At 53.0% G+C, this 24507-nt stretch carries 25 protein-coding genes and 1 tRNA gene; 15 read left to right on the top strand and 11 right to left on the bottom strand.

Translation table 11 applies throughout. The features are described 5' to 3' along the window. Window position 1 precedes the first annotated feature (1 nt). Window positions 2-1237 (top strand): cystathionine gamma-synthase family protein, encoded by a 1236-nt coding sequence (locus tag IE156_RS01965; RefSeq protein WP_189391377.1) that lies wholly within the window; start codon window positions 2-4, stop codon window positions 1235-1237. A gap of 13 nt (window positions 1238-1250) precedes the next feature. Here the strand turns inward: IE156_RS01965 and pdxR are convergent, their stop codons facing one another. After that, complete coding sequence (gene pdxR, locus IE156_RS01960; RefSeq protein WP_189390802.1) at window positions 1251-2717, bottom strand: MocR-like pyridoxine biosynthesis transcription factor PdxR; 1467 nt, start codon at window positions 2715-2717, stop codon at window positions 1251-1253. 331 nt (window positions 2718-3048) lie between these two features. Between pdxR and IE156_RS01955 the strand changes: the two genes are divergently transcribed. From IE156_RS01955 to IE156_RS01945, 3 genes are read left to right on the top strand one after another with little or no spacing between them, the layout of a single operon-like run. Beyond that, window positions 3049-4596 (top strand): nitrite reductase, encoded by a 1548-nt coding sequence (locus tag IE156_RS01955; protein WP_189390801.1) that lies wholly within the window; start codon window positions 3049-3051, stop codon window positions 4594-4596. A 13-nt stretch (window positions 4597-4609) separates the two neighbouring features. After that, entirely contained in the window at window positions 4610-4954 is a 345-nt protein-coding gene (locus IE156_RS01950) for a c-type cytochrome (protein ID WP_189390800.1), read from the top strand. A 48-nt stretch (window positions 4955-5002) separates the two neighbouring features. Next, on the top strand, window positions 5003-5983 hold the full coding sequence (locus IE156_RS01945) for a precorrin-2 dehydrogenase/sirohydrochlorin ferrochelatase family protein (RefSeq protein WP_189390799.1): 981 nt from the start codon (window positions 5003-5005) through the stop codon (window positions 5981-5983). A gap of 119 nt (window positions 5984-6102) precedes the next feature. On the opposite strand, the gene nirJ is transcribed toward IE156_RS01945, so the two are convergent. Genes nirJ through cobA form a run of 7 tightly spaced genes read right to left on the bottom strand, consistent with a single transcriptional unit; the run spans window position 6103 to window position 11505 of the window. Beyond that, window positions 6103-7236: a heme d1 biosynthesis radical SAM protein NirJ gene (gene nirJ / locus IE156_RS01940; protein WP_189390798.1), complete on the bottom strand. Its 1134-nt coding sequence runs from the start codon at window positions 7234-7236 to the stop codon at window positions 6103-6105. Between the two features lie 2 nt (window positions 7237-7238). Then, entirely contained in the window at window positions 7239-7736 is a 498-nt protein-coding gene (gene ahbB, locus IE156_RS01935; RefSeq protein WP_189390797.1) for a siroheme decarboxylase subunit beta, read from the bottom strand. A 1-nt stretch (window position 7737) separates the two neighbouring features. Beyond that, complete coding sequence (locus IE156_RS01930; protein ID WP_189390796.1) at window positions 7738-8223, bottom strand: Lrp/AsnC family transcriptional regulator; 486 nt, start codon at window positions 8221-8223, stop codon at window positions 7738-7740. Then, complete coding sequence (gene ahbB, locus IE156_RS01925; RefSeq protein WP_189390795.1) at window positions 8216-9202, bottom strand: siroheme decarboxylase subunit beta; 987 nt, start codon at window positions 9200-9202, stop codon at window positions 8216-8218. Before ahbB (IE156_RS01925) ends, IE156_RS01930 begins: the two co-directional genes overlap by 8 nt. Then, the gene (locus IE156_RS01920; protein ID WP_189390794.1) at window positions 9192-10352 is read right to left on the bottom strand and encodes a cytochrome D1 domain-containing protein; all 1161 of its coding nucleotides are present in this window, start codon (window positions 10350-10352) and stop codon (window positions 9192-9194) included. Before IE156_RS01920 ends, ahbB (IE156_RS01925) begins: the two co-directional genes overlap by 11 nt. After that, a complete protein-coding gene (locus tag IE156_RS18515) occupies window positions 10349-10726 on the bottom strand; it encodes a c-type cytochrome (RefSeq protein ID WP_308430465.1) in 378 nt (125 codons plus the stop codon). The genes IE156_RS01920 and IE156_RS18515 overlap by 4 nt, the downstream gene beginning before the upstream one ends. Beyond that, the gene (gene cobA / locus IE156_RS01910) at window positions 10723-11505 is read right to left on the bottom strand and encodes a uroporphyrinogen-III C-methyltransferase (RefSeq protein ID WP_189390792.1); all 783 of its coding nucleotides are present in this window, start codon (window positions 11503-11505) and stop codon (window positions 10723-10725) included. The genes IE156_RS18515 and cobA overlap by 4 nt, the downstream gene beginning before the upstream one ends. A 574-nt stretch (window positions 11506-12079) precedes the next feature. Between cobA and IE156_RS01905 the strand changes: the two genes are divergently transcribed. Then, the gene (locus IE156_RS01905; RefSeq protein WP_003799450.1) at window positions 12080-12352 is read left to right on the top strand and encodes an HU family DNA-binding protein; all 273 of its coding nucleotides are present in this window, start codon (window positions 12080-12082) and stop codon (window positions 12350-12352) included. 91 nt (window positions 12353-12443) lie between these two features. Further along, window positions 12444-12519, top strand: a tRNA-Val gene (locus IE156_RS01900). A gap of 859 nt (window positions 12520-13378) precedes the next feature. Here the strand turns inward: IE156_RS01900 and IE156_RS01895 are convergent. Then, window positions 13379-14269 (bottom strand): LysR family transcriptional regulator, encoded by an 891-nt coding sequence (locus IE156_RS01895; RefSeq protein WP_189390791.1) that lies wholly within the window; start codon window positions 14267-14269, stop codon window positions 13379-13381. A gap of 133 nt (window positions 14270-14402) precedes the next feature. Between IE156_RS01895 and IE156_RS01890 the strand changes: the two genes are divergently transcribed. The 3 genes from IE156_RS01890 to IE156_RS01880 all read left to right on the top strand — a co-directional run bounded on the left by IE156_RS01890 (window position 14403) and on the right by IE156_RS01880 (window position 16411). Next, window positions 14403-15011 carry an RraA family protein gene (locus tag IE156_RS01890; protein WP_189390790.1) on the top strand — a complete coding sequence of 203 codons (609 nt, stop codon included), beginning with the start codon at window positions 14403-14405 and terminating at the stop codon, window positions 15009-15011. 77 nt (window positions 15012-15088) lie between these two features. Further along, window positions 15089-16069, top strand: a complete 981-nt coding sequence (locus IE156_RS01885) for a Bug family tripartite tricarboxylate transporter substrate binding protein (RefSeq protein ID WP_229840881.1) — start codon at window positions 15089-15091, stop codon at window positions 16067-16069. A 147-nt stretch (window positions 16070-16216) separates the two neighbouring features. After that, window positions 16217-16411: a hypothetical protein gene (locus IE156_RS01880; protein ID WP_189390789.1), complete on the top strand. Its 195-nt coding sequence runs from the start codon at window positions 16217-16219 to the stop codon at window positions 16409-16411. Window positions 16412-17424: 1013 nt separating this feature from the next. On the opposite strand, the gene IE156_RS01875 is transcribed toward IE156_RS01880, so the two are convergent. Beyond that, window positions 17425-17574 (bottom strand): hypothetical protein, encoded by a 150-nt coding sequence (locus IE156_RS01875; RefSeq protein WP_189390788.1) that lies wholly within the window; start codon window positions 17572-17574, stop codon window positions 17425-17427. Window positions 17575-18138: 564 nt separating this feature from the next. Between IE156_RS01875 and IE156_RS01870 the strand changes: the two genes are divergently transcribed. Next, a complete protein-coding gene (locus tag IE156_RS01870) occupies window positions 18139-18417 on the top strand; it encodes a hypothetical protein (protein ID WP_189390787.1) in 279 nt (92 codons plus the stop codon). Between the two features lie 204 nt (window positions 18418-18621). On the opposite strand, the gene IE156_RS01865 is transcribed toward IE156_RS01870, so the two are convergent. After that, window positions 18622-18960, bottom strand: a complete 339-nt coding sequence (locus IE156_RS01865; protein ID WP_189390786.1) for a hypothetical protein — start codon at window positions 18958-18960, stop codon at window positions 18622-18624. 553 nt (window positions 18961-19513) lie between these two features. Here IE156_RS01865 and IE156_RS01860 point away from each other — a divergent pair. The 5 genes from IE156_RS01860 (at window position 19514) to IE156_RS01840 (ending at window position 24505) form a co-directional block, all read left to right on the top strand. After that, entirely contained in the window at window positions 19514-20533 is a 1020-nt protein-coding gene (locus tag IE156_RS01860; RefSeq protein WP_189390785.1) for a sulfate ABC transporter substrate-binding protein, read from the top strand. 23 nt (window positions 20534-20556) lie between these two features. Then, window positions 20557-21477 (top strand): sulfate ABC transporter permease subunit CysT, encoded by a 921-nt coding sequence (gene cysT, locus IE156_RS01855; protein WP_189390784.1) that lies wholly within the window; start codon window positions 20557-20559, stop codon window positions 21475-21477. Next, window positions 21474-22364 carry a sulfate ABC transporter permease subunit CysW gene (cysW, locus tag IE156_RS01850; RefSeq protein WP_189390783.1) on the top strand — a complete coding sequence of 297 codons (891 nt, stop codon included), beginning with the start codon at window positions 21474-21476 and terminating at the stop codon, window positions 22362-22364. Before cysT ends, cysW begins: the two co-directional genes overlap by 4 nt. Window positions 22365-22382: 18 nt before the next feature. Continuing rightward, entirely contained in the window at window positions 22383-23480 is a 1098-nt protein-coding gene (locus IE156_RS01845) for a sulfate/molybdate ABC transporter ATP-binding protein (RefSeq protein WP_189390782.1), read from the top strand. A gap of 392 nt (window positions 23481-23872) precedes the next feature. Further along, entirely contained in the window at window positions 23873-24505 is a 633-nt protein-coding gene (locus tag IE156_RS01840; protein WP_373296490.1) for an energy transducer TonB, read from the top strand. Window positions 24506-24507: the final 2 nt, after the last annotated feature.

Raw genomic sequence — 24507 nt, 5'->3', positions numbered from 1 at the left:
CATGGACGAAAACGGCTTTATTACCTCTACCTTGCACTCTGACCGTCGCTTGGGCACGCAGCATGGCGCTATTCATCAGCCTCTGCACCCATCGACCGAGTTTGGTTTCCAGGATGCGCGTGAGCTGGCTGCGGTCTTTCAAGGCAAGGCCGGCTTTACCTATTCCCGACAGGGCACGCCCACCACGGCGGCGCTGGAGGCCAAGATCACGCGTATGGAAAAAGGTGTAGGCAGTGTCAGTTTCGCGACCGGAATGGCGGCACTGACGGCAACCTTGTTTACCTTGCTGCGCCAGGGCGATCACCTGATTGCCAGTAAGTATTTGTTTGGCAATACTAATAGCCTGCTGGGTACCTTGCGCGATCTGGGTGTTCAGACCACGCTGGTCGATGCGACGGATCTGGCCGATGTGCAGGCGGCACGCCAGCCCAATACCCGCATGGTTTTTGTTGAAACCATTGCTAATCCAGGTACCCAAGTGGCCGACCTGAACGGGGTGGGGCAGTGGTGTCAGGACGTGGGTTTGCTGTATGTGGTTGATGCCACCTTGTCTTCGCCTTACTTGTCCCCTGGTCGTGAATTCAAAGCCTCTCTGGTGGTGAACTCCCTGTCCAAACATATTGGCGGTCACGGCAATGCTCTGGGCGGCATGGTCACTGATACCGGTCTGTTTGACTGGAGTACCTACCCCAATATTGCCGAGGTCTACCGCAACGGTAATACGCAAAATTGGGGGCTGGTGCAGATCCGTAAAAAGGGCCTGCGAGATATGGGCGGTACCTTGTCTTCTGACGTGGCTCACCGTCTGGCCGTGGGTTCGGAAACCTTGCCTTTGCGCATGGAGCGTATCTGTTCCAATGCCTTGGCGTTGGCGCGTCATCTGCAAGCCCATCCCAAGGTAAAACGGGTGCAGTACCCCGGTCTGGAAGATCACCCTCAACACGAACGAACAGCTCAGTTGTTTGGCCAGCGTTTTGGTGGCCTGATGAGCGTCGTCCTGGAAGAGGGTATTGAGATCTTTGATTTTCTTAATCGCCTGAAGGTCTTTATATTGGCCACGCACCTAGGTGATAACCGCAGCCTGGTATTGCCCGTTGCTCATACCATCTACCACGAGATGGGGGCCCAGCAGCGCGCCCTGATGGGTATTTCCGATAATCAGCTGCGTATCTCCGTGGGGATCGAAGAGATTAGCGATCTGACCACTGACTTTGATCAGGCGCTGGCCCAGTCCTAAGCGGGGCACCCATCTAGTCATGGTTCGGCTGTATCAGGGCTAGATGCTGCATGGCTTGTTGTAGCTCCCGGGATTCCAGATTGGCATAGCCAAAAAGTAGATAGCGCACATCCGTGCTATCTGCTTCTTGGCTGGCAGCTTGCGCCAGGGGGTAGAGTCGTATGCCACATTGCAGCGCACGTGCTGCAACGCGGTTCGCGTCCGGACTGTGTTGAGGTAGGCGAAAAGCCAGATGCATACCGGCATTCTGGCCGCTGATCGTACCCGTGTTTCCCCATACTTTCTTTAAACCCTGCAGTAGCGTATTGCGCTGCTCCAGATAGCGACGGCGCAAGTATTGCAGATGCCGAGAATAGTCGTATTCATCAAAAAAACGGGCTAGCACCGCTTGAGTCAACCAAGGTGAGCCATTGTTGAGCAGCGCTTTGCGGGCAATAAAATCCTGGCTAAGTTTGGGTGGACAGACCATATAGCCCAGTCGTAAACCGGGGCCCAAGGTCTTGGAAAAAGAGCCCAGATAAATCACCTGCCCGGGACTCATTGCCTTCAGTGGTGCGGGTAGGGCCGGGCCATAGCAGAAGTCCCCGTCATAGTCGTCTTCGATAATCAATGCACCGCTGGAACTTGCCCAGGCCAGTAGCTCCTGCCTGCGCGCGACTGACAGGGTGTACCCCAAGGGGTACTGATGGGAGGGCGTCACAAAGGCTAACTGCACCGCTTGATCAGGCAATTGATCACTGCACAAACCGTGCTGGTCCACGGGCACCGGAATACCTTGGGCACGATGACGCGCCAGCAAATATCGAAAGCCGTTATAGCCGGGAGACTCATACACCGCACAGCTGTTCTCATCCAGAAAGTGGGCGGCAATCAGGCTCAGGGACTCCTGCGTGCCCGCAGTGATAATGATATGGTCCGGGTCGGCCAATATGCCCTTGCTGGCAGCCAGATAGTCGGCAATTTGCAGACGCAAACCCCATAGACCTTCAGGTGGCGGGTAGTCCGCCATGGCGGAGCCCGCATAGCGCAACAGTTGATTGGACAGATAAATAAACTGGCGTAGTGGAAACGCATGAGCCGAGGGCCGACCAATCTTGAAATCAAAGCGAATGGGCACACTGGCGGCAGGAATGTGTACGCCACTGGCCTGGGCTGTGCTGGTGCGCAGGCTACGCGTGCAATGGGCGGCATCCAGGACAAAATCCGGCGCCAGACGGCTACGCCCGTTGCGGGTGGGCTTGGCGACAAAAAAGCCACGGTTAGGTTCGCTATGAATCAGGTTGGAATCAATTAATAAATCATAGGCACCCATGATCGTGTTTTTGGAGACTTGCAATAGGCAAGCCATGCGATTGATGGAGGGTAGACGGTTGCCTTCTTGCAAACGTCCCGAACAGATCAGGGTTTCAATTTGACGCGCAATTTGTCGTTTGTACGGTGGGCTATGGGTATGTGAAAGCGTAATCGGTAAAGAGAACATGGCGGGACCGGAAAAATAATCAAAACCATCAAGGGCGAGCCAAGCCGGGCCACTATAGGCAGCAGACTCTAGTTTTAACTTGAGTTAAGTCAAATTGATTATTCGTTCGTGATAAATTTATCCGACTTATTGATCTACCAACTTCTGTTCTGTCATGGATGTTTTTATCTCTGTAAGAGTATTTAATTTACTGTAATTGCGATATAAAAAAACCATTCCCCTTATTTAATCTGCATCCATACCTTATCAACGAAAAATAACAATCGTTATAGTTTGTGTGGTCTTGCCCTTTAGCAAGGCAATTGTTGGAGGTAATGGAATGTATAGAAAAATGATGACCCTCGCCTTCCTGTCTACCGCCGTCAGCGCCGCTCTGGCTGCCCCGACGGACGAGCAACTGCGGGTAGATAACTTGTTTCAGCAGAACTGTGCGGTGTGTCACGCGGCCGACCGGGGAGGGTATATCGCGCCGGGCTTGCACAGCGATCGCCTGGTTCAAAGTGAGATTGCCTTGCGTGGCACCATCATGACCGGAATTCCGGACACCCTGATGCCGCCGTTTGTGGGGCGCCTGCCCGACGAGGACATCCGTGCACTGGCCAAGATGATTAAAAACGAGCCCGTGGCAGAGCGTAGCTGGGACATGGACGAAATCCGTGCCAGCGTGAAAGTGCTGGTGGATGAATCCACCTTGCCCAGCAAGCCCAATTACGAGATCGACTCCGTCTACGATTTGATGGTCATCATGGCCCGCGGACGCTATGGTCGTGGTGATGGCAGCAATCAGGCTCGCGCCGTGTTCATCAATGGCAAAGACAACCAGAAGGTGGGCGAAATCGCCACTGTAGGGGCTCCACACATCATGGAGTTCAGTCCCAGCCAGGAGCGATGGGGTTACCTGAAAAGCGATGATGGCCATGTCTACAAGATTGACCTCTACACCCTGCAAATTGTGCGGCAGGCCAAGGTGGGGTTGACGGGTACTGGCATCGCCCTTTCCAAAGATGGCAAGTGGCTGGCACTCAGCTCCTTTGTGCCCAATAGCATGGTCATCCTGAAGGCCGACACCTTGGAGCCAGTCAAGTATCTGGCTCTGGAAGGAGAGGACCCGGATGGCAATTTCATCAAGTCCGCGGGTGGGCCCATTATTGGCAGCCGGGTCAATAACAAGTTCGCGCTAACCTTGCGACAGGCCGGACAGATCTGGATTGTTGATCCTGACAAGCCTGATATGCCTGTGACCAAGCTGGCGAAGGTAGGGCGCATGTTGCACGACACCTTCCTGACGCCGGATGGTCGCTACTCTATGGTTGCCTCTTACGATGACAACAAATACGTCGCCATCGACTTGAAGGACGACAAGGTGATGCGTGATATTCCAGCAGGTTGCCAGCCTCATGCAGGCTCCGGGGCCGTCACCGAAGTGAATGGCCGCATGCTGGCCTTCGGCACCAATATGGGTACCTGCAAGCTGGGTTCCGTCGTCACCGCCTGGGACACCAAAGACTTCTCCGTGGTGAAGCAGATTCCGGTTGCCGGGGCCACAGAGTCACCTGCCGCGCACCCTAATGCCCCTTATGTGGCGGTAGACATTATCGACAAGGACAAACGCGCTGCCTGGATTCAGCTCATCGATAAAAACACTCTGTCTGTCGTCAAGACCTTGGACGTAGGAGGTCATGCCTTCTTCCCCAACTACAACCGCACGGGGGATTACTTGTACGTCAGCTCAGGCTACTGGGGTGATCGTCTGAAGATTTACGACAGCCGCACTCTGGAGCTGGTGGCCGAGCACAAGATGGAAAGCCCGTCGGGCATCTTCTCGCGTGCCCGTACACGCTGGCTCACGATTGGTCAGCCTGAAACCCAAAAATTCTAAGCAAAGGAACGTCATGAAACAGCTTTTTATCAGCGTGGCGCTCATCAGCCTAGCGGGTTCTAGTGCGGCTTGGGCGGCAGAAAAACCGACAGGTCTGGTCGGGACACATGGGCAATCTGAACTGTCTACACAAGCCTCGTCTATGTTGCCTTTATGTGCTTCCTGCCATGGCATTGAGGGCATCAGCACAGAAGGCATGTATCCCAATCTGGCGGGGCAGAAAGTCGAATATCTGGTCAAACAGCTACAGCAGTTCAAGACCCGTGAACGCAACGACCCCATCATGAGCCCCATGGCTGAGCCACTCAGCCCGGAAATGGTGAATGAGCTGGCTGGCTACTTTTCCAGCTTGAAGTAAGTATGAACCGGGCGTCAGTGCAAACTGGCGCCTTAAGGATGTAGTGCAATGAATGTGTTTCCTTTGTTCTTCAATCTGACCGGTAAAGCTGTGACGGTGGTGGGTGGCGGTACCGTGGCCGAACGTAAGGTTCGGCTGCTGTTGCGTGCGGGAGCGCTGGTAACGGTGGTTGCGCCCGAGCAGACCTCCTGGTTGCGAGCCAGTGCCCAAGCAGGCGCCTTAACCAGTTTGTTTACCGTGTTTGCAGCCGAGCATGTGCGGGAGGCCTGGCTGGTCGTTGCGGCAACCGGACGGCCCGAGATCAACCGCATCGTGGCTCAGGCTGCCGATGCCTTACGCTTGCCCTGTAATGTGGTCGATGACGGGCAGTTATCTACTGTTCAGGTGCCCGCCATGATTGACCGCTCGCCCCTGATGGTAGCTGTTTCTTCAGCAGGGTCTGCGCCTGTGCTGGCACGACGCGTCCGCGAGTGGATAGAAAGCGAGCTGCCGGAATCGGTGGGCGACTTGGCGGGTTTGCTGGCCCGCCAGCGTAATGCAATCAAACAGGCATTTCCTGACGTGCATACCCGTCGCCATTTCTTTGATTACCTGCTCGATGGCACTATCCCCGATCTCTTGGCTCAGGGGCAGCAAGCCGAGGCGCTGGCCGCATTCGAGGCTGCTTTGCAGAGCCAGACACCCCAGCAGCATATTCAGGTCACCATTTTGCCGATTGCGGACTTGGAGGCGGTGGACTTACTGACCCTTCGAGCCCTGCGTAAATTGAATCAAGCGGATTGGGTGTTGTACTTGCCATTGATCTTGCCTGCTGTTCTTGAGAAAGCCCGTCGTGATGCACGTTTGATGGCCCTGGACCAGGCGGGCGTAGTCTTGCTAGACACCTTGCTGGCTCCAGACTTCTGGAAGCCGCTGTGTCGATCTTGGGTTCCGGGGGAGCGTATCGTGATTGCGTGGAAGGCGGCGTGGGACGCACAGCCTTTGATGAGCCTGCTGCAACAAGAAGGTTTGAGTTGCGAGCTGGTGTAAGTCCCTTTTGTCGAGGAGGAGCAGGCTAGAGGTCGGCTTGGTTGAGTAACAAGAGAGGGGCAAGGGTTTCTTGCCCCTCCCTCCTTTGCTTGAAGGGGGAGGGCTTTTAGCGCAAAGCCTCAGGCTTGAATTTCATGCTCAGTCAGATAGCAGCCTGGATCTTGTGCCCACACATTACCCGTGCTTTTTTCAGCACGAGTGCGGGTATTGCCATTACAGACATCCAGGTAGGAACAGCTTGCGCAGCGTCCTTGAACTGGCCTAGGTTGTTGGCGTAAGCCCCTCAGTAGAGGTTCCTGTTCGTTGGACCAGATCTCGGAAAAGGGCCGCTTCAATACATTCCCTAAACTGTAGTGCCACCACATCGTATCGGGGTGGACATTGCCTCGGTTATCAATATTGGCAATTCCTTGACCTGAGGAGTTGCCGCCCCATTGCCGTAGCATGGCCAGAATTTTTGGAGCGTGTTCCGGGTAGTGGCGGCGTACCCAGTGCAGGAAGAAAACACCGTCCGCATCGTTGTTGCCCGAGGTGAATTCTTTGGGTTTCCCCGCTTTCTGGTAGGCCATGCAGGCGGTGAAAATCTGTTCCATTGCGAGTCTGGTGACCGCGTGATGGCTGGCCAAGGCGCGGTTGCTTAAGCCTCTGCCCGCGTAGTTCAAGTGGGACAGGTAAAAACGGTCCACCTGTTCTTGCTCCATCACGGCTAAAAGACCATTCAGATCAATCGCATTTTCCTGGGTCAAGGTAAAGCGCAGACCCACTTTCAGTTGCTTGTCTCGGCATAAGCGTAGGCCGTGTAGGGAGGCCGCATAAGCGCCTTTCTGGCCACGAATACGGTCGTGACGAGCTTGCAAACCGTCCAGGGAAATGCCTACGTAGTCAAAACCGCAATCAGCGATCTGGTCTATGTTTTGCTCGGTAATCAGGGTGCCATTAGACGAGAGGCCCACGTACATGCCGAGTGCCTTGGCACGTCGGGCTAGGTTGTAGATATCCGGTCGTAATAAAGGCTCTCCGCCGGACAAGATCAGGGCGCGTACTCCAAACTGATGCAGGTCATCCATAACGGTACAGACTTGCTCTTCATTCAGCTCGCCCGGAAAGTCCTTGTCGGTGGAGGCGGAGTAGCAATGGCTGCAATGCAGATTGCAGCGACGAATCAGATTCCAAATCACCACGGGTGCATGGCTGCGGCGTAGGGGAGCAATAGGGTAGTGTAGGGCGGAGATGAATCGGGAGATGCGGAACATGCTTAGGAGCTCCGAAGACGCAGGCCGGTTTTCTTAAGAATGGCCGTGGAAAACAAGATGTCACGATCGCGCAGTGCATCAGGAAAGCGTTGCTGGATTTCTGCACTAATGTTCTGTGCCTGAGCCCGTACCGTCTCATGGTCTTTACCATGCAGCATGGCAAAAAGGTTGTACGGCCATTCCGGCAAGCGTCGAGGGCGACGGTAGCAGTGACTGACACCGGCTTGTGATCCCAGCCAAGGACCCACCGACTCCAAAGCAGAATCTGCAATGTCCCAGACGCACATGCCATTGGCGACATAGCCTAAAGCGTAATGATTGGGCACGGCAGCAATGCGTCGTATTTGGCCTTGGGACAACATGGTTTGAAACTGTTCAAGAACATAGGCTTCTGACACGCCCAACTCGTGGGCGATCTTTTGATAAGGCTGCGGCTCTATCGCCAAACCTTGTTGTGATGCACGGATCAGCGCGGCTTGGGCCGGGTTTAGAGGGCTCATGTCATAGCTCCAGCTTTAGGCTTAGGGCGTATTCACGTTCCTTGGGGAAGGCGAAAACGGGTAGACCTGTCTCTGCTTCGATCTCTGCCAGACAACGTTCAATGCCTTGTGGGCGAGCCGTAGCAAGTACAAACCACATATTCAGCGTGTGATCACGTTGATAGTTATGCGCGACTTCGGGGTGACGATTCACTGCTTTAACGGTGCTATCCCAACGTTTGTTTGGGACAGCCATGGCGACAAGGCAGTAAGCCCCCCCTAAGGCCTCTACTTGAAACAGAGGCCCGAACCGGGTCAGCACGCCGGATTGGCGCAAGCGATGCACACGAGCAATTAGCTCCGACTCACTTAAATAGAAAACAGGGGCAAGTTGGGCAAAAGGCCGGGAGCAGATGGGAAAACCATCTTGCAAGTGATTGATGATTTGGCTATCTATGCGGTCCAGATCGATGGGCGCGTGAAGTTGGCTAGGCTGCTTATCAGTCATGTTGCGATGAGGCCAGTAATGCGCCGCGCTGCTTGAAGCAACGCGTAGAGAACAGCACTTCGTGAGCGAACTGATCCAAACCCAGGCTGGCATTCAGCGCGGCATGTTGAGCCAGCACTTGCAGGCGGTCCTTGCCGTGAATCATGCAAAACAGATTGTGGTGCCAGTGTGGAGGATGGGGGCGCCGTCGATAACACAGGGTGATGACGGATTGTTTGCCCAACTGCTCGCCGAAGCTGTCGATGCGATTGTCTGGGACAGTCCAGACACACATGGCATTGGCGCTATAGCCTAGAGCGCGATGACGTAAGACCACGCCAAAGCGTCGGAAGATACCGTGATCCAGAAACAACTGGAGTTGCTGCAGGACTTGTTTCTCTTCCATTTTGGTTTGTTCTGCCCAGAGTTTGAAGGGCTCCGCATGTAGCTCTACACCCTGCAAGGCGCACTCCAGCAACCTTCGCTCCGGGCTACCGATAGTGGGCAGGCTGCGGCTGTTTACCAAGGGGCTGGCGACTTTATTATGTTCAGCCAGACTGAATCCCAGATCTATGTGATAGGCCTGATGCATAGGCAAACACATGGGTTGCAGGCCGGTGTGTTGGGCGATGTGGCTCAGAGTTGCCTGCCGTTCATCGGCATCCGCACACGTCAGCACAAACCATAAATTGATGGCATGTTCGCGCTCGTAATTATGGTTGACGGCGGGCAGCGCGCTTATCCAGTTGGCAAGAGCATTTATCTCGGAAGCAGGGACCTGCATTCCCACCAGGGTGCTGCTCATACAGGCGGGGTTCAGGACAGGACCGATACGGCTGATAATCCCTTCGGTCTGCCAGGCCCGAAAGTAGTCCAGTACGGTTTGTTCGCTAAGCCCCAGAAGCAAGCCAAGTTTGCGAAAGGGGCGGGAGCTCAAGGGGAAACCATGCTGCCAGGCGTTGAGTAATTGAAATGCAGAAGGGGAAAGATCAGAAACCAATGCGACCGCTCCGATTCGTAAAAAATATCCCGCTGGGTTGCTGAATGTCTAAGGTCTCCAGGCGTTGGAAATGACGGGTGTCGTACACGCTGACACGGTTGTCGTCGCGCGCTGAAATCCAGACTGATTCGCCCCGTGGAGTGAACTCCATATGCAGGACAGCTTTGCCTACATTCAGAGTCTGGATAACTTGCAGGGTGGCAACATCAATGACCTGCACCTTGTCGTTATCCGGGAAAGCAAAGTTCACCCAGATCTGACGACCATCCGGTTGGGCCATCACGAAAACGGGTTGTCCCTGAACGGGGATGCGTGTTTTTTCTTGCCAGCTTAGGGTGCTGGCCACCAGGACTTCGTGCCGTCCAATGGCTGGCAGGAATAAGTCTTGGCCCGCCATGGACCAGCCCCGTAGATGAGGCATCTTGTAGACGGGCAGGGCCACCTCGCCACGGCCATAGCCACCCAGGATTTTCTTCACCCCATCTTCAGGCTTCCATAAGTCCAGCATGGCCAAGGCGTCCTCGCCAAAGAGCCCCGCGATGTAGTAACGGCCATCAGGCGTCACCATGGCATCGTAGGGTTGAGAACCTGCGGCAAAACGTTGGGTTTTGGGGTGGAGTGGGTCCGATAAATCGGTCAGCCAAATCTCACCTGCCTCGAACAAGGAATAGGCGAATTGTTGGTTCGGTAAATCGGCCAAACCTACTACCTTGGCTCTTTGGCCGGCTGCGTAGTAGGCGGGAACCTCGCTAATTAAATCCAGCGTGTCTGCATCAAATATCTTGATCCCTCCCGGCTCGTAGTTCTGCGCCACAATCAGCTTGCCGTCCTGGGAGATAGCGCCGCCAATTGCATTTCCGGATTGAATAATGCGACGTACCAAAATTTGTTTGAGCAGATCCACTTTGCTTAAACCACCATCCCGTCCGAACACGTAACCGTAGCGCCCATCGCGGGAGTAAGTGATGTGAGCATGGGACAAGTCGCCCAAGCCTTCAATACGCGCAAGGCGACTTTGCTTGCTGGTCTCAACAAGCGCGACACTGCCACTGGCCCGCTCCACAATCAGGCCTAAGTCGTGAGTGCCGCGTGGTGTACTGGCGCAACCATTTAAGACCGCGGCTAGGCAAAGAGTCATGAGTATTTTCATGGGGCAGTATCCGAAGCATAGAGAAGAAAGCCGGCCAGCCATTGGCTTTCTGTGGGCTGTAGAAACCGATTCCAGGGTGGCATGGCGGTACCCGGACGACCTTGCATAATCGTCAAGGCGATCTGTTCTTTGGTCTGACCCTTCAGGGCGTCAGGCGTCAAAGCGGGCCCCAGCCCACCAGTCAAGTACAAACCATGGCAAGAGCCACATTCTTGATGCAGCAGTGCCCTTAAAACTGTTTGTCGTTCAAGGGAGGGCGGGTGTTCTGCCGCAACGAGTGCTTGTGGCAAAAGAAGAGCAGGCAATAGGGCAAGAATCAGCGCAGCTAAAGGCCGTGTGCCTGTTTTTTTGAGCCGAAAATGCAAGCCATTCACATCAATACCCAGGAAGGCTCAGGTGTCAGTGCTGCACGGCTGGATTCGATGGGCTCAGGATAGTCAGGATGCAGTTGGACAACCTGACCGATGATTAGTAAGGCCGGAGGACTAAACGTCTGCACCAGCTGCGGTAACTTTTGCAGGGTGCCCAAGGCCCAGCGCTGGCTTTTGAGGGTCGCATCTTGCGCCAGGGCGATGGGCGTGTGTGGGCTGCGTCCGTGCTCAATCAAAGATTCGACGATCTGGCTGCAGTTGGCCATGGCCATATAGAACACCAGCGTACAGGAAGAGTCGGATAGAGAGGCCCAGTCTAGCTCCAGGCCTTGGTTGTCCCGTAGGTGCCCCGTAATAAAGCGCACGCTGCTGGCTAGCCCGCGATGAGTTAAAGGAATCCCCAAAGAAGCGGCACAGCCTGTGGCAGCAGTAATGCCCGGAACGACCTCTACCGTGACTCCATATTGGTGCAGATAAGCTTGTTCCTCGCCCCCACGTCCAAAAATAAAAGGATCGCCACCTTTGAGCCTGACCACGTGTTGATGCGTTCTGGCCAAACATAAAAGAATGTGGTTAATGTCGTCCTGCATGCTGGGTTTGCAGGATGCGACTTTACCTACATCGTGAAGGGTGGCGTCGGGGTTGATACATTCCATGATGGCGGGGCTGACCAGACGGTCGTAGACCACGGCCTCTGCGTTTTGCAGCAGATATAAGGCGCGTAGAGTAAGAAGTTCCGGGTCGCCAGGTCCCGCTCCGACCAGATAAACCTTGCCGTGCATCGCTGTGCTCCTTGACGGTGAAGACTGCTGAAATGCAGTCAGACAATGCAGAAAATTGTAGGAGGGCAAAGTGGGAGAACATGGGCACGGTTGCCGACTAAGCGAAGGGTGCAGAAAAATGGTCCAGCACCCTCGAACAGGGCGCAGCAGCGAGGCTAAGTCGGGAGCAGGTAAGGAGATTTCCGGCGATGGGAGCAGGGCGGACAGGCCTTGCGAGTGTAGAAGAGCTTGGGGGAAACCTTTAAAAACGCAGTATTAGCCCGCTAATTTTGAGCTTGATCAAGCGCAAATAACATATTTGCAGCGCCCTGTTAAGTTTCTCGATGCAAAATAGGGAAAGTCCCGAAACCGATATCAACAGTGAGCAATGATGCGGGTTACAGGGGTTTTTTTGCTTGACACGTGTATTAAACGAAGGCTTAATACGCGGTAGCCAACCGGGGCACTTGTGCGCCTGGTTGCAATGACAGACGGTAGTGCTTGGATGTTCTGTCGTTTGTCACTATTAAGTCTGGCCGTCACAAACTGGTTCCCGCTGGGGGCCCGTAAAATAATTTTCAGGGGTATTTTCTCAATGAATAAAACCGAGCTTATCGAATTCATTTCCACCAAAGCCGATCTGTCCAAAGCTGACGCTGGTCGTGCGCTGGATGCGTTTATCGATGCCGTGACCACCACGCTGAAAGAAAAAGATACGGTTACTCTGGTTGGTTTTGGCACCTTCGCTGTGTCGGAACGCGCTGCCCGTTCGGGTCGTAACCCACGTACCGGTGAAACAATCGAGATCGAAGGCGCAAACGTGCCTAAGTTCCGTCCCGGTAAAGCTCTGAAAGACGCTGTGAATTAATTTTTAAATTAATTTACGCAAAAGACTTGCAGAAAGAATAAATTGGCCCTATAATTCTTTTTCTTCATCGGAAGAACAGCATTACAGAAATGGGTGCTTAGCTCAGCTGGTAGAGCGGCGCCCTTACAAGGCGTAGGTCGGGGGTTCGAACCCCTCAGCACCCACCATTTCTTTTGCTAGTCGAAACAAGCACTTAGGTAAAACTAAGTGCTTTTTTTGTGCCTGTTTAACTAGTTTTTAACTAGTCTAAGGTAGCCTCAGCCAACCAAGATTGGCTTGCTACCAACTCTACTACTCCCTACATTGCAGCCTGATCATGCCTAAATGACGTGCTGGAGAAATGTAAACGCTGGTAAGCGAATTCGCACTAACGGCACCTGGGAATACGTATTCAAAAAAGCCGGCCTGCTGGAAAAACCTATCTATATGACTTTCGCCTCTGCAAGGGGGCGATGAGTATGCCCAGCGGCTAGAGGCATTGCTGAATCGGGGCATTTTTCCTTCCAAGCACCAGCCAGAAGGCCGCATCCTGACGATTAACGCGTTGGACAGAGAGTACCAACGGGAAGCCCATCTATCCACGAAGGATGTCGCAGCGCTGCGCGTTATTGTGCGCATGCATGGCGATTGGCCGTTGGCCAGGATTACTGCCGGCTGGCTAGATAATTGGATTTCAGAGATGAAGAGGGTGCACAGTTGGCGCCAGCTAGCATCCGTGCCCGCCATACGAGTGTCAGGTGCCTTTGTCCTCGGTTGCTATGTCAACATTGGAGCGATATTTAGCGTTCCGAGAGGAGCAGTGGTGTGATTATTGGTTGGCATGTGTCTTCCATATAAAACCCGCCACGGGGGCAGCCAGCCAAGTTCTGCGTCGCTTGGTAGTAAGTGTTTCAGACGAGTAATTGGGAAGTCCTACTACAAGCACAGGGAAGGTTATGCGTAGGACATGGGGAGCTAAAGCGAGGACATAGAAGCTAGAGATCCATGCACGAACTCAAAGGTAAATCTGTTGAGTTTAGGGGCCTACTAATGGGCCGGTGCGAACCTGCATGCTGCTTGAGCGATGCGGGTGACGTCGTGATAGAAGGCTATGTTGCTGTCCTGCTTGCGGAATATAGCGGAGTAGATCAATCGTGGTTGTTGTTTCCTCGTTGGCAGGCGGACGAGTTGTCCGCTAGTCACCATGGGAGAAAAATACTCTTCTGGCAGGCAGCTTATTCCTTGCCCCGCAGAAACTAGGCTGGCTGTGGCGATGAGGCTATTGATAGTGAAGACGGCTGAGTCTGCGGTGTGCGGACGTAGCCAGTCGTCGTATGCCTGGCTCAGTGCTGATTCATGGTTTTGTCGGATGATCGGCATACTGGCAATTTCGCGTAGGTAGTAACTTCGTTTATCGCTCATGTCGGGCCCCCCGACCCACATAAGGCGCAATTCTCCGATGTCAATGCAGTGAAGCAGGGCATGAGTAGGAAGTTGCTGCTGGATACTAAGCTGGATCGTGTTACTTAGCAGCATTTGTTGTAGCTCTGAATGCATAGCGATGACGATTTTTAGCACGATGCCGGGGTAGCGATGCTTGAGCTGTTCGATCAGCACTGGCAGCCAAGTAATAGCCGTAATCTCCGTTACACCAATTGAAAGGCGCGGGACTGGCTGCGATGGAGTGCGGAACTGCTGCAAAAGAGTAGCGTGCTGCTGCAGCAAGGGCTCTGCCATGAGCATGGCAGTTCGGCCTTCATCGCTCAACACATTATGTCTTCCCTCTCGCACAAATAAGCGTACGCCTAGCGTTTGTTCCAATTGGCGGATGCGCTTAGTCACTGCGGATTGCGTAGTACACAGCTTTTCAGAGCTAGCGCTCAATGTACCGAGCTTGGCAGTCCAGTAGAAGGCTTCCAACTGTCTGTGGCTAGGCATAAAGCTTTCCTATTTGGAATATATATTGAGGACAACTATTCAATATACAGGAAAGTTTTGGCTAGCCACAATAAGTCGAACTTCATCAGACGCTGTAGACGTTGATGAGTGTGCTTTTAAGTAAGGGAGGGGTATGGAAGATTTGTTGAGTTTGTTCTCTGGGCTTTCTTCTTCTTTAGTATCCGATAGCTTAGATCGGCTGCGAGGATCTCAAGGATTGAAAGCAATGCATGGTGTGCAGCCTTTATTGGGACGCGCGCTCACGGTGCAAGTGGCGCCAGGGGACAATTTGTATATTCATGCGGCGCTACGTCAAGCTCAGCCTGGCGATGTACTTGTCATTGATGGTGCAGGAAGCACAGAGCGAGCGCTGGTCGGCGAAATACTGCTAAGCGCTGCACGCGCACGTGGGGTTATCGGGTTTGTTGTAGATGGCGCAGTGCGAGATGTTGATGCCTTCATCCGTGATGGTTTTCCTTGTTACGGCAGAAGCATTACGCCCAGAGGTCCATATAAGAACGGCCCAGGTGCCATCAATAAGGTGATTAGTATCGATGGCAATGTGGTCTCTCCGGGCGATGTGGTTCTGGGGGATGCCGATGGCGTGGTCTTCGTCGCTGCTGAGCAAGCAGAACAAGTTGCAGGTCAAGCACGCGAGCTCCATGCCAATGAGCAGCGGATATTGGCAGATATTGCGGCTGGTATTTACGACGATGCTTGGTTGAACTCCGCTATTAAGTAAGCGTTGTGTCTTGTCTGTTCAAGTTGCTGAATTTCATTAGCGCGCTAGCGCATAAAAAAACATAGGGAGACTGTATTGTGTTGAAAGCTAGAATTTTGTTTGCTCCGCTCTTGGCAGTGGCGGCGTTTGCAAGCCTTGCTCCCGCACAGGCTCAGGAAACCGTATATCCCAATAAACCAATTCGTATGATCGTTCCTTGGGCTCCGGGTGGTGCGACCGATGTGATTGCTCGAATTATCGGTAAGCGCTTGGGAGAGGAATTGGGTCAGCCAATTGTTATTGAGAATAAGGCCGGTGCGGGAGGCAATATTGGTACAACATCATTTGTCAGGGAGGTGGCAGATGGGTATACCTTGTTGATGACTACCAGCTCAACGAATGCGATCAATCCGCACTTGTACTCGAAGATAGGTTATGACGCGCAGAAGGACTTTTCCCATGTGGCTTTGATTGGCGCTATTCCGAATGTGCTAGAGGTGCCGGCTAATTCGCAGTTCCAGACAGCGCCACAACTTTTGGATTATGCCAAGGAAAATCCAGGCAAACTGAACTATGGCTCCGCGGGAGTTGGTTCATCTCAGCATTTGGCTGCGTCCCAGTTGATTCAGAGCGCGGGGATAAGTATTACTCACATTCCTTATAAAGGGAGCGGGCCAGCAGTCACCGATCTTATGGGGGGCAATATCGATTTGATGTTGGATACGGGGTCTTTGGCTCAGGTCAGGGCGGGCTCACTGCGTGCGTTGGCAGTGGCGTCTGCTAAGCGCTTGAACGTGCTGCCAGATGTGCCCACGTTTGAGGAGTTGGGCCTGACTGATATGTATGCTGCTGCCTGGTACGGTGTGGCTACGCATGCTGATGCCCCTGTACAAGTTGTGGAGCGTTTGAATCAAGAGATTGCCAAGATTTTGCAAGAGCCGGCGATCATTGAGCAACTGGAAAACATGGGCGTGCAGATCGGAGAACAGTTAAATCCTGAGCAGCTTGATTCTTTCGTGTTGTCGGAGATTCAGCGGTTTAAAGGGTTGGTTGAATTGTCCGGCGCTAAGTTGGAATAGGCAGATCCCTGCCTATGAGCCACATCTACTAGCGGGCTATTTTATGGTCGTATAACTCCCCGCTCGATAGGGTCTTATTTTGTTGGTTTTAGCAGCATACTACTCAGCCCGTCAGGCATCTGCTTGACGGGTTTTTTATCTGAATCTATGGCAAAACTACCTGAGTACGTGTCAATTCTGCTTGACGGTTTTGGTGAGCGCTTTGACCAGTCTGTGAAGCGCACCGAAATGGAGCGCGGTCCTGTTAAGCAAGAAGTGCTGAACTTACAGGTGATGATGGAGACAGAAGCCACTCTTTTCTTTCGCGGCAGGGCGGATACCGTTCATTGTTCAACCAGGTGATGGCGCCCGATGACCAGACGCAACAAGTCCGCTCTATGGCGGGCCGCGTATTGGCTGGGTAAGCTCTAAATTATTGATTTTTATATGGGCTTATTCATGGGCCTTACATGGGGTGTAAGAGGTCGAAGGTTCAAATTCTTCCGTTCCGACCAAATGCTCAAAGGCCTACAGCATTTTTAGCTGTAGGCCTTTGTTTATTTCTACCCGTATTTTTCAATTGGGTTTCACGCTGCCTTATCTTGTGTCTATCGCTAATTAAACCAGCGACCTATTGCTTAATGACATATGCTGTATAGCTGCTCTGACATTTGTTGGAGTCGCCATTGACCAATGGAGGTCACAATGGACAAAAAAGGCAAGGCGCCTAAAAAGGCAAGTGTACGTAAGCCTGATCCCACTCAGACCCAACCGGGCTGGCCCGCTCAGGCCCCCAATGAAGGGATCAAACGAGCCAGCGCTGCTCACGATCATAAACCGACAGGGAGAGGGGCCGCTCGGGGCCGGTAAGCTCTTGAGGCTGTAGCACTCTTTTATTTTTGATATGGGAAGGGCCCGCAATGATGTCATTGCGGGCCCTTTTACTTTCTGGGAGGCAGGACGGTTAATGCTGGAAGTTTTGCAGACCGTTGGGCCAGAGTTTGAAGCCCAGGCAGGTTCCCCATCGGTCTTGTTCATATAGCCACAATGTTTTGCAGCTGGAGCATTGATATAGAGTTTTTTTCGCCTCATTCTCTCTTTTTGTTGATCCGTATGCGATGACCATGGAGGCATGCTTCGCACTACGTGATTTTGATAGAGGTAGCAGCCGACATAGGACGCATAGCGTGTGTTGGGCTTGGTGATACACGGTCTTCTCCTGGAAGGAGTTGCTCCAGTTATTTTGCTGGATTGAGCATAAGTTTTTATTATTGTTTTTGGGTCACAGACTAATGCTTGCACGAGGATTGGGCCAAGCGTCCATGATTGTTGCATTTGCAGCGCAGACCCGTTGGGGCGAGTCTGCCGTACCTTACTTACTTGCTTTTGGGCTGATCTTGCGGGACTTTCTTGTCCTTATTCTCGTCATGCTTTTCTGGATGCATGGCAGCTTTATGATCAGGAGCAGGTGAGGGCTGCTGGGGGGATTGGGGAGCTTGCTCGGGTTTCTGGTTGGTTTGTGTCATGTGATAACTCCAATATAAAGAACGTCGTCGCGGCGAGCTAAACGCAGGCAGTGAAAGGCCGCCTTGCGGTGCCACGAAAGTGATCAGTTCAACAAGGACTGATTTTTTTGCGCAGGGGGAGGGTTTTGGGGACTGTCCTGGCCTGTACGGTCGTCTGGGTTCGGCTGTGCTTGATCTTCATCTTCAACACGTTCGATTTCGACGGGGCGTTTGTCGCGGGGATCTGGAAGGGTAGGGTCGGCAGGTTCACTGGCCGATTGAAGGGGGAAGCGAAGCAAGTTAGCTTGGGTTCCTGTGGACCGGAGGTAGTAAGTCATAGGCACTCCTGCCATGACTGACAGCATGCATGTCAGAAAGTCTGAGTGACAGCGTCAGTAGCTCCTTCAAGGTGTTCTAGAGAAGGTCTGTCTCTATACTAGGCGTGTTCACGGAATTCACACTACGCTCATTTGTAACTCATTATATTTTAAGGGAAAATTAGTTTGTACGCTCTTGTTTAATCTGTTTTGGAAAGCCTGGGAGCCTATACTCAAAGCTCTTTAAGCTCTTGTTCAAGGGGAAGTTATGAGCACGACAGCACCTCCAGTCAAGGAGCAATGGGATGACGATGGTGGATCTCAACTTAAAGGTTTGGCGGTATCGCGGGCAGTAGATCAATTGGATGAGGAGGATCGCTTAATACTCGGATTTTTGGGCGCCTCACTGCTGAGCTTGTGGGACGATCTGCCTGCCAGTGAACAGCAGAAATTGCTGAATAGCCAAGCCATAAAGGGCGCATTTGATAAAGCAGAAATTAAAACCCGAATAAAGCGGTTGGAAGAGCATTTCAAGTTGGGAAAATAAAAGTTCGCTTTCGTGACAATGAGCCGCTCCTGTCGGTCTGGCATTTGGTTTAGACACAAAAAAGCCCGCTCTATGGCGGGCCACTTCATCCTAAGTCTGACAAAATCTTGGTCCCGAGGCGGGGTCAGACGGTATACAGGGCAGTCATACTAGTAAACGCCCCGCTGAATTCCAACTAAAAAACAGAGTTTATTCCTGTTGCGGCTACCAGGATCGACTTTGCAGAAATTTATTCGCTACAAGCCACCCGCACATTGTTCCGATAGCTCCAGAAATGGCGGCTGCAAAAAACCGGCTAAGCATGTTGTCTCTGGTGAGTCGTTCGGCAGCAAAGAGTTGTTCACGAGGGTCGTAAGCCATCCAAGGCCAGAGGTAGTACGCTACGAGTAAAATAAACATTACTCCTACAGCTAAGAACAACTTATTGTCGTCCCACATCATGAAGTGCCAAATGGCAGTTGCCAAAGCGGTCAGGATGACCATGATTACAGCCGAACTGAGGATAGTCGGAAAGATAAGGTATAGGTGTTTAAGCGTTTCCATGGTTAATCTCTTTTTGGTTTGTCACAGAACAAAGTTTTACCATGTTTGCTCGGTAAAAGTTTTGACAAGCACACCATGAAGTCCGCATGACTATCGTGGCCAAGTAGAGAAATGGAAGATAGGCCAACAATGTTGTAAATGACAACCACCTATCTAATAAGCTTTTTTTAAGTAGTTCGTTATGTAATTATCTGATTTAAAAAGAAATTATAATCCCTTGTAAGGCGTAGGACGGGGGTTCGAACCCCTTAGCACCGACCATTTCTTTTGCTAGTCGAAACCAGCACTCAGGTAGAACTAAGTGCTTTTTTGTATCTGCTCCATTCGCATCGCTTTATCATCGGGCTGCGCTCCGGGCAACTGCGAGGAATCCAAGTCTTGGTTCCTCTGGTCCAAGGTTGGTGAGTGCCTCTTTGCGCTGATTGTTTTGATCTGGCTGTTCTAGCCCTCCATCTCCCCGCTATATCTAACCAAAGAATAGGTATTTAGCTTGGTGAAACAGCCTTGCTAGACTCGTTCTCATTGCTTGGAAATGGTTTCTAGGGGATGGGAAATGAAGCGGATTCAACAGAAGTGGAAGGGTGTTCGGGCAGGAGCTTTGCTGGCTTTGGTGCTGGCAGCAGCAACGGCTGTGGCAGCCGAGGTCAGTATTCTGAATGTGTCTTATGATCCGACGCGTGAACTCTACGCTGAATTCAATAAGGCGTTTCAAACCCATTACAAAGAACAAACGGGTGACAGTGTCGTTATCCGCAGCTCGCATGGTGGTTCCAGCAAGCAGGCGCGTACCGTTATTGATGGCGTACCTGCCGATGTCGTGACACTGGGCATTTCTTCCGATATTGATCAGATAGCCCAGTCCGGCCTGCTGGATAAGGGTTGGCAGGCTCGTTTGCCCGACAACAGCACACCGTATACCTCCACGATTGTCTTGTTGGTGCGTAAAGGCAATCCCAAAGGCATTCATGATTGGGATGATTTGATTCGCTCGGATATCAAGGTCGTCACCCCGAATCCGAAAACCTCCGCCGGTGCGCGCTGGAATTATCTGGCGGCGTGGTTATACGCCCTGAAACAAGGCAATGGCGACGAAGACAACGCACGTGATTTCGTCGCCAAGCTGTATCGCAATGTCAGCGTCCTGGACTCTGGTGCACGCGGATCGACCACCACTTTTGTGGAGCGTGGGATCGGGGATGTGCTGATTGCCTGGGAAAACGAGGCCTTGTTGTCGGTCAAGGACTTAGGGCCAGATCGCTTTGATATTGTGGTGCCGTCCAGCAGTATTCTGGCCGAGCCGCCTGTCGCTTTAGTGGATGCTAATGCGGCCAAGCACGGTACGGAAAAAGTCGCCCAAGCCTATCTGGAATATCTCTATAGCCCTGAGGGCCAGGAAATTGCAGCGCGTCATTTTTATCGTCCACGCTTGGAAGCGGTCGCCGCCAAATATCGCGATCAGTTTCCTGCCTTGAAGCTGTATAAGGTGGATGAGGAACTGGGGGGCTGGACTCAAGTGCAGGCCAAGCATTTTGCCGATGGTGGTGTGTTTGACAGCATTTATCTGAGTAAATGAAACCGATCTCGGAGGAATCTACGATGGGATCGGCTCGCAGCGGATCTTGGACGCTATGGCCAGCGAAGCGTACGCAACGCGCTTTGCCTGGCTTTGGCCTGACAATGGGTTTGACCGTCAGTTATCTCAGTTTGATTGTGCTGATTCCCTTGTCGGCGGTCTTACTCAAGACGACTTCCATGACTTGGGTGCAGTTTTGGGAGACGATTAGCGCCGCCCGTGTCCTGGCTTCTTTGAAGCTGACCTTTGGGATGGCGGCTTTGGCTGCTCTGATCAATGGGATATTTGGTTTGATTTTGGCTTGGGTGCTGGTGCGTTATCGCTTTCCCGGTCGCCGGATTGTGGATGCCTTGATTGATCTGCCCTTTGCCTTGCCGACATCGGTCGCCGGGATTTCATTGGCAGCGATTTATGCGCCTACGGGCTGGATTGGATCTTGGGCTGAACCTTATGTGGGTCAAATTGCCTTTACGCCCTGGGGGATCTTGATTGCCTTGGTCTTTATTGGTTTGCCGTTTGTGGTGCGTACCGTGCAACCGGTTCTGGAAGAGCTGGAGCAAGAGCAGGAAGAGGTTAGTGCCTGCTTGGGAGCAGATCGTTTCCAGACCATTTCCAAGGTTATCTTGCCCGCGATTTTGCCTGCTGCTCTGACGGGGGTAGCTTTGGCTTTTGCCCGTGCTGTTGGGGAATACGGTTCTGTAATTTTTATTGCTGGTAATGTCCCCATGATCTCGGAAATTACACCCTTGCTGATCGTGATCAAGTTGGAGCAGTTTGACTATGCGGGAGCGTCAGCGCTGGCTGTCTTGATGATGGTGTTATCTTTCATTATTTTGTTGGCAATCAATCGTTTGCAATGGTATTTGCAGTCACGCCATTCTGGTCAGGCGACTGCTAAAGCAAGCAAGGTGGCTGCGCCCTTGTCTTTGGAGGCCGCCCGATGAGCACGACCTTGACGATGGAATCCACGGTGCAAGTAGTGCCCGTACACACCGCACGCTTGCGAGCCGCGCAAGACGAGAGCCGGGCGGTCAAGGTGGTGCTGATTAGCATTGCCTTGCTGTTTTTTGTACTGTTCTTGCTGCTGCCTTTGGTGCTGGTTTTTATGACGGCATTCAGCCGTGGTGTCATGCCGTATCTGTCCGCCTTGAGCGAAAGTGATACTTTGCATGCCGCCAGCCTGACGGTTCTGGTCGCAGTGATTGCTGTGCCGTTGAATATTGCCTTTGGTTTGGCAGCATCCTGGGCCATTGCGCGTTTTGAGTTTCGCGGTAAGAGCATTCTGACTACGCTAATTGACTTGCCGTTTTCAGTGTCCCCCGTGATTGCGGGTTTGATGTTCTTGTTGATTTTTGGTCGTCAGGGTCCGTTCTGGGACTGGCTGGATGCCAATAATATTCGTATCGTGTTTGCCTTGCCGGGTTTGGTACTGGCTACTTTATTTGTGACCTTTCCGTTCGTCGCCCGAGAGTTGATTCCTTTGATGCAGATGCAAGGCAGCGAGGAAGAGCAGGCAGCGCGAGTGCTAGGGGCTAACGGCAGGCAGATGTTCTGGCGGGTGACGCTTCCCAAGATCAAGTGGGGCCTGCTGTATGGCGTGATTCTGTGCAATGCCCGTGCCATGGGCGAGTTTGGAGCGGTGTCGGTGCTGTCCGGTCATATACGAGGCCAGACCAATACACTGCCTTTGCACGTAGAGATTGAGTACAACGACTACCACACGGTGGGCGCTTTTGCAGCGGCTTCAGTGTTGGCGGTCTTGGCTTTACTGACTTTGGCGCTTAAATTGTGGGCCGAGCGCAAAATGGTTCAAGACGGTCATCGTGGATGATCGCATTCGGAGTTCATTATGAGTATCGAAGTTCGTCATCTATCTAAACAGTTTGGTGCGTTTACAGCACTGGGTGATGTGACATTGGATTTTCCAGCGGGCGAGCTGGTGGCATTGCTGGGGCCGTCTGGCTGCGGCAAGACGACCTTGTTGCGCATTGTGGCTGGCCTGGAACATGCGGATGCGGGTCAGGTGCTGATCAATGGCAAGGATGTGGCCGCGGTAGGAACACGGGATCGACAAGTGGGTTTCGTGTTCCAGCACTATGCCTTGTTCCGTCACATGACCGTATTTGAAAACGTGGCGTTTGGCTTGCGTATCAAACCTCGCAAACAACGTTTGCCCGAAGCGCAGATTCGTCAGCGGGTGCATGAGCTGCTGGAGCTGGTCCAACTGGACTGGTTGGCGGACCGCTATCCGGCGGCCTTGTCAGGCGGTCAGCGGCAGCGTATTGCCTTGGCGCGAGCGCTGGCCGTGGAACCGGGCGTTTTGTTGCTGGATGAGCCCTTCGGTGCTCTGGATGCCAAGGTGCGTAAAGAGCTGCGTTCTTGGTTGCGCCGTTTGCATGACGATCTGCATATCAGCACCTTGTTTGTGACGCACGACCAGGAAGAAGCCATCGAGGTGGCTGACCGTATCGTGGTGTTGAACAAAGGGCGTGTTGAGCAGGAAGGCGCTCCGCAGGATGTGTACAACCATCCGGCCAGCCCCTTTGTATATGAGTTCCTGGGAGCCGCCAATCGCTTGCCTGGTCAGTTCCAGCAAGGTCGCTTTGTCGCTGATCCGCAGTTGGGTCAGTTCGAGTCCAATCAGGCGCTGAATGGTCAGGGAGCCGGGCAGGGAGAGGCCGTAGGTTATGTGCGTCCCCATGATCTGGACTTGCAGCGTCAACTGGATGGCCAGGGCATTGTGGTGGCCGTGCAGCGCATTATTCCTTTGGGGGCGACGGTACGGGTAGAGCTGGCCCTGAATGAGGGTGAGCGCGCCTGGGAAGCTGAGTTCGATCATCAGCGTTGGTCGCAGCTAGGTTTGCTACCCGGAGAGCGTGCTTTGGCTCTGCCACGCAAGTTCAGCGCCTTCCCGTTGGAGCCTCAGGCGGACGCACGAGTTTCTTAGTCTTTTTTTGCAAATTATTCGCAACAGGCTGACCCTAGGTCAGCCTGTTGCGTTAGTATCTGAACAGTTTTTGCAGGGCGGATTTTAAGCAGGAAATATTACAGGAATTTAGTATTGAGAATCATTCCTGTTTCTGTTAAGATTCGATACTTCACTGGGCATCCTGTCCGGTCCCGTCATTGTCCATGCGGGTTGCAGAATGTGTAGAACGGATTATGACCGGAATTGCTTCTCAAACGAATAATCGCTCGATGCTGGCTTTAAAGGCAACCGGGCTGGCATTAGCTCTGGGATTGCACCTTGGTGTCTTGGCTACCATCTTGTGGACAGATACCCCCAAGATGGTGGGCGAGCCCGCCCCTATGGATATTGTGGGTGTGACCTTGCTGGAAATGTCGGAATCTCCGGTGCAGCAAGAGCAGGTCAGCGCTCCTCCTGAGGAGGTGGTGTCTGAGCCTGAGCCTGAGCCTGAACCCGAGGTGGAACCTGATCCAGAGCCTGAGCCGGAACCGGTACTTGAACCGGAACCCGAGCCAGAGCCTATTGTGGAAAAACCACCGGTTCCCGAGCCGCCCAAGCCCAAACCGAAACCCAAACCGAAACCTAAGCCCAAGCCACAACCTAAGCCAGAAGTGCCGCCGGCAGAAACGCCGCAGCCCGCCCAGCCAGCTGCTCCGGCTGCCCAGGCCGGTCCGGCAACGGATAATGCAGCTCAAACTGCTGCCCGCTCCACGGATGGTGACCGGCCCAAGCTGATTGGCCGAGTGGACTATTTGGGACGCCGTCCTGTACCTGTGTACCCACGGGCATCGGAGCGTCGTCGTGAGCAGGGTCGCGTGGTGGTTCGCGTAGTGATTTCAACCCAAGGAAGCGTGTTGGAAGCCAAGGTGCAAAATTCATCGGGCTATGAACGCCTGGATGAGTCGGCGCTGAGGGCGGTACGTACAGCACGTTTTAAACCGTATACGGAAAATGGTGTGGCCTATCGTGCCATGGCCGATATTCCTTTCGACTTTGTTTACTAGGA

This window comes from Alcaligenes pakistanensis (assembly GCF_014652815.1).
Lineage (GTDB): Bacteria > Pseudomonadota > Gammaproteobacteria > Burkholderiales > Burkholderiaceae_B > Alcaligenes > Alcaligenes pakistanensis.
The sequence above is the reverse complement of the archived record's forward strand: the minus strand, read 5'-3'. Positions and strand labels throughout refer to the sequence as shown.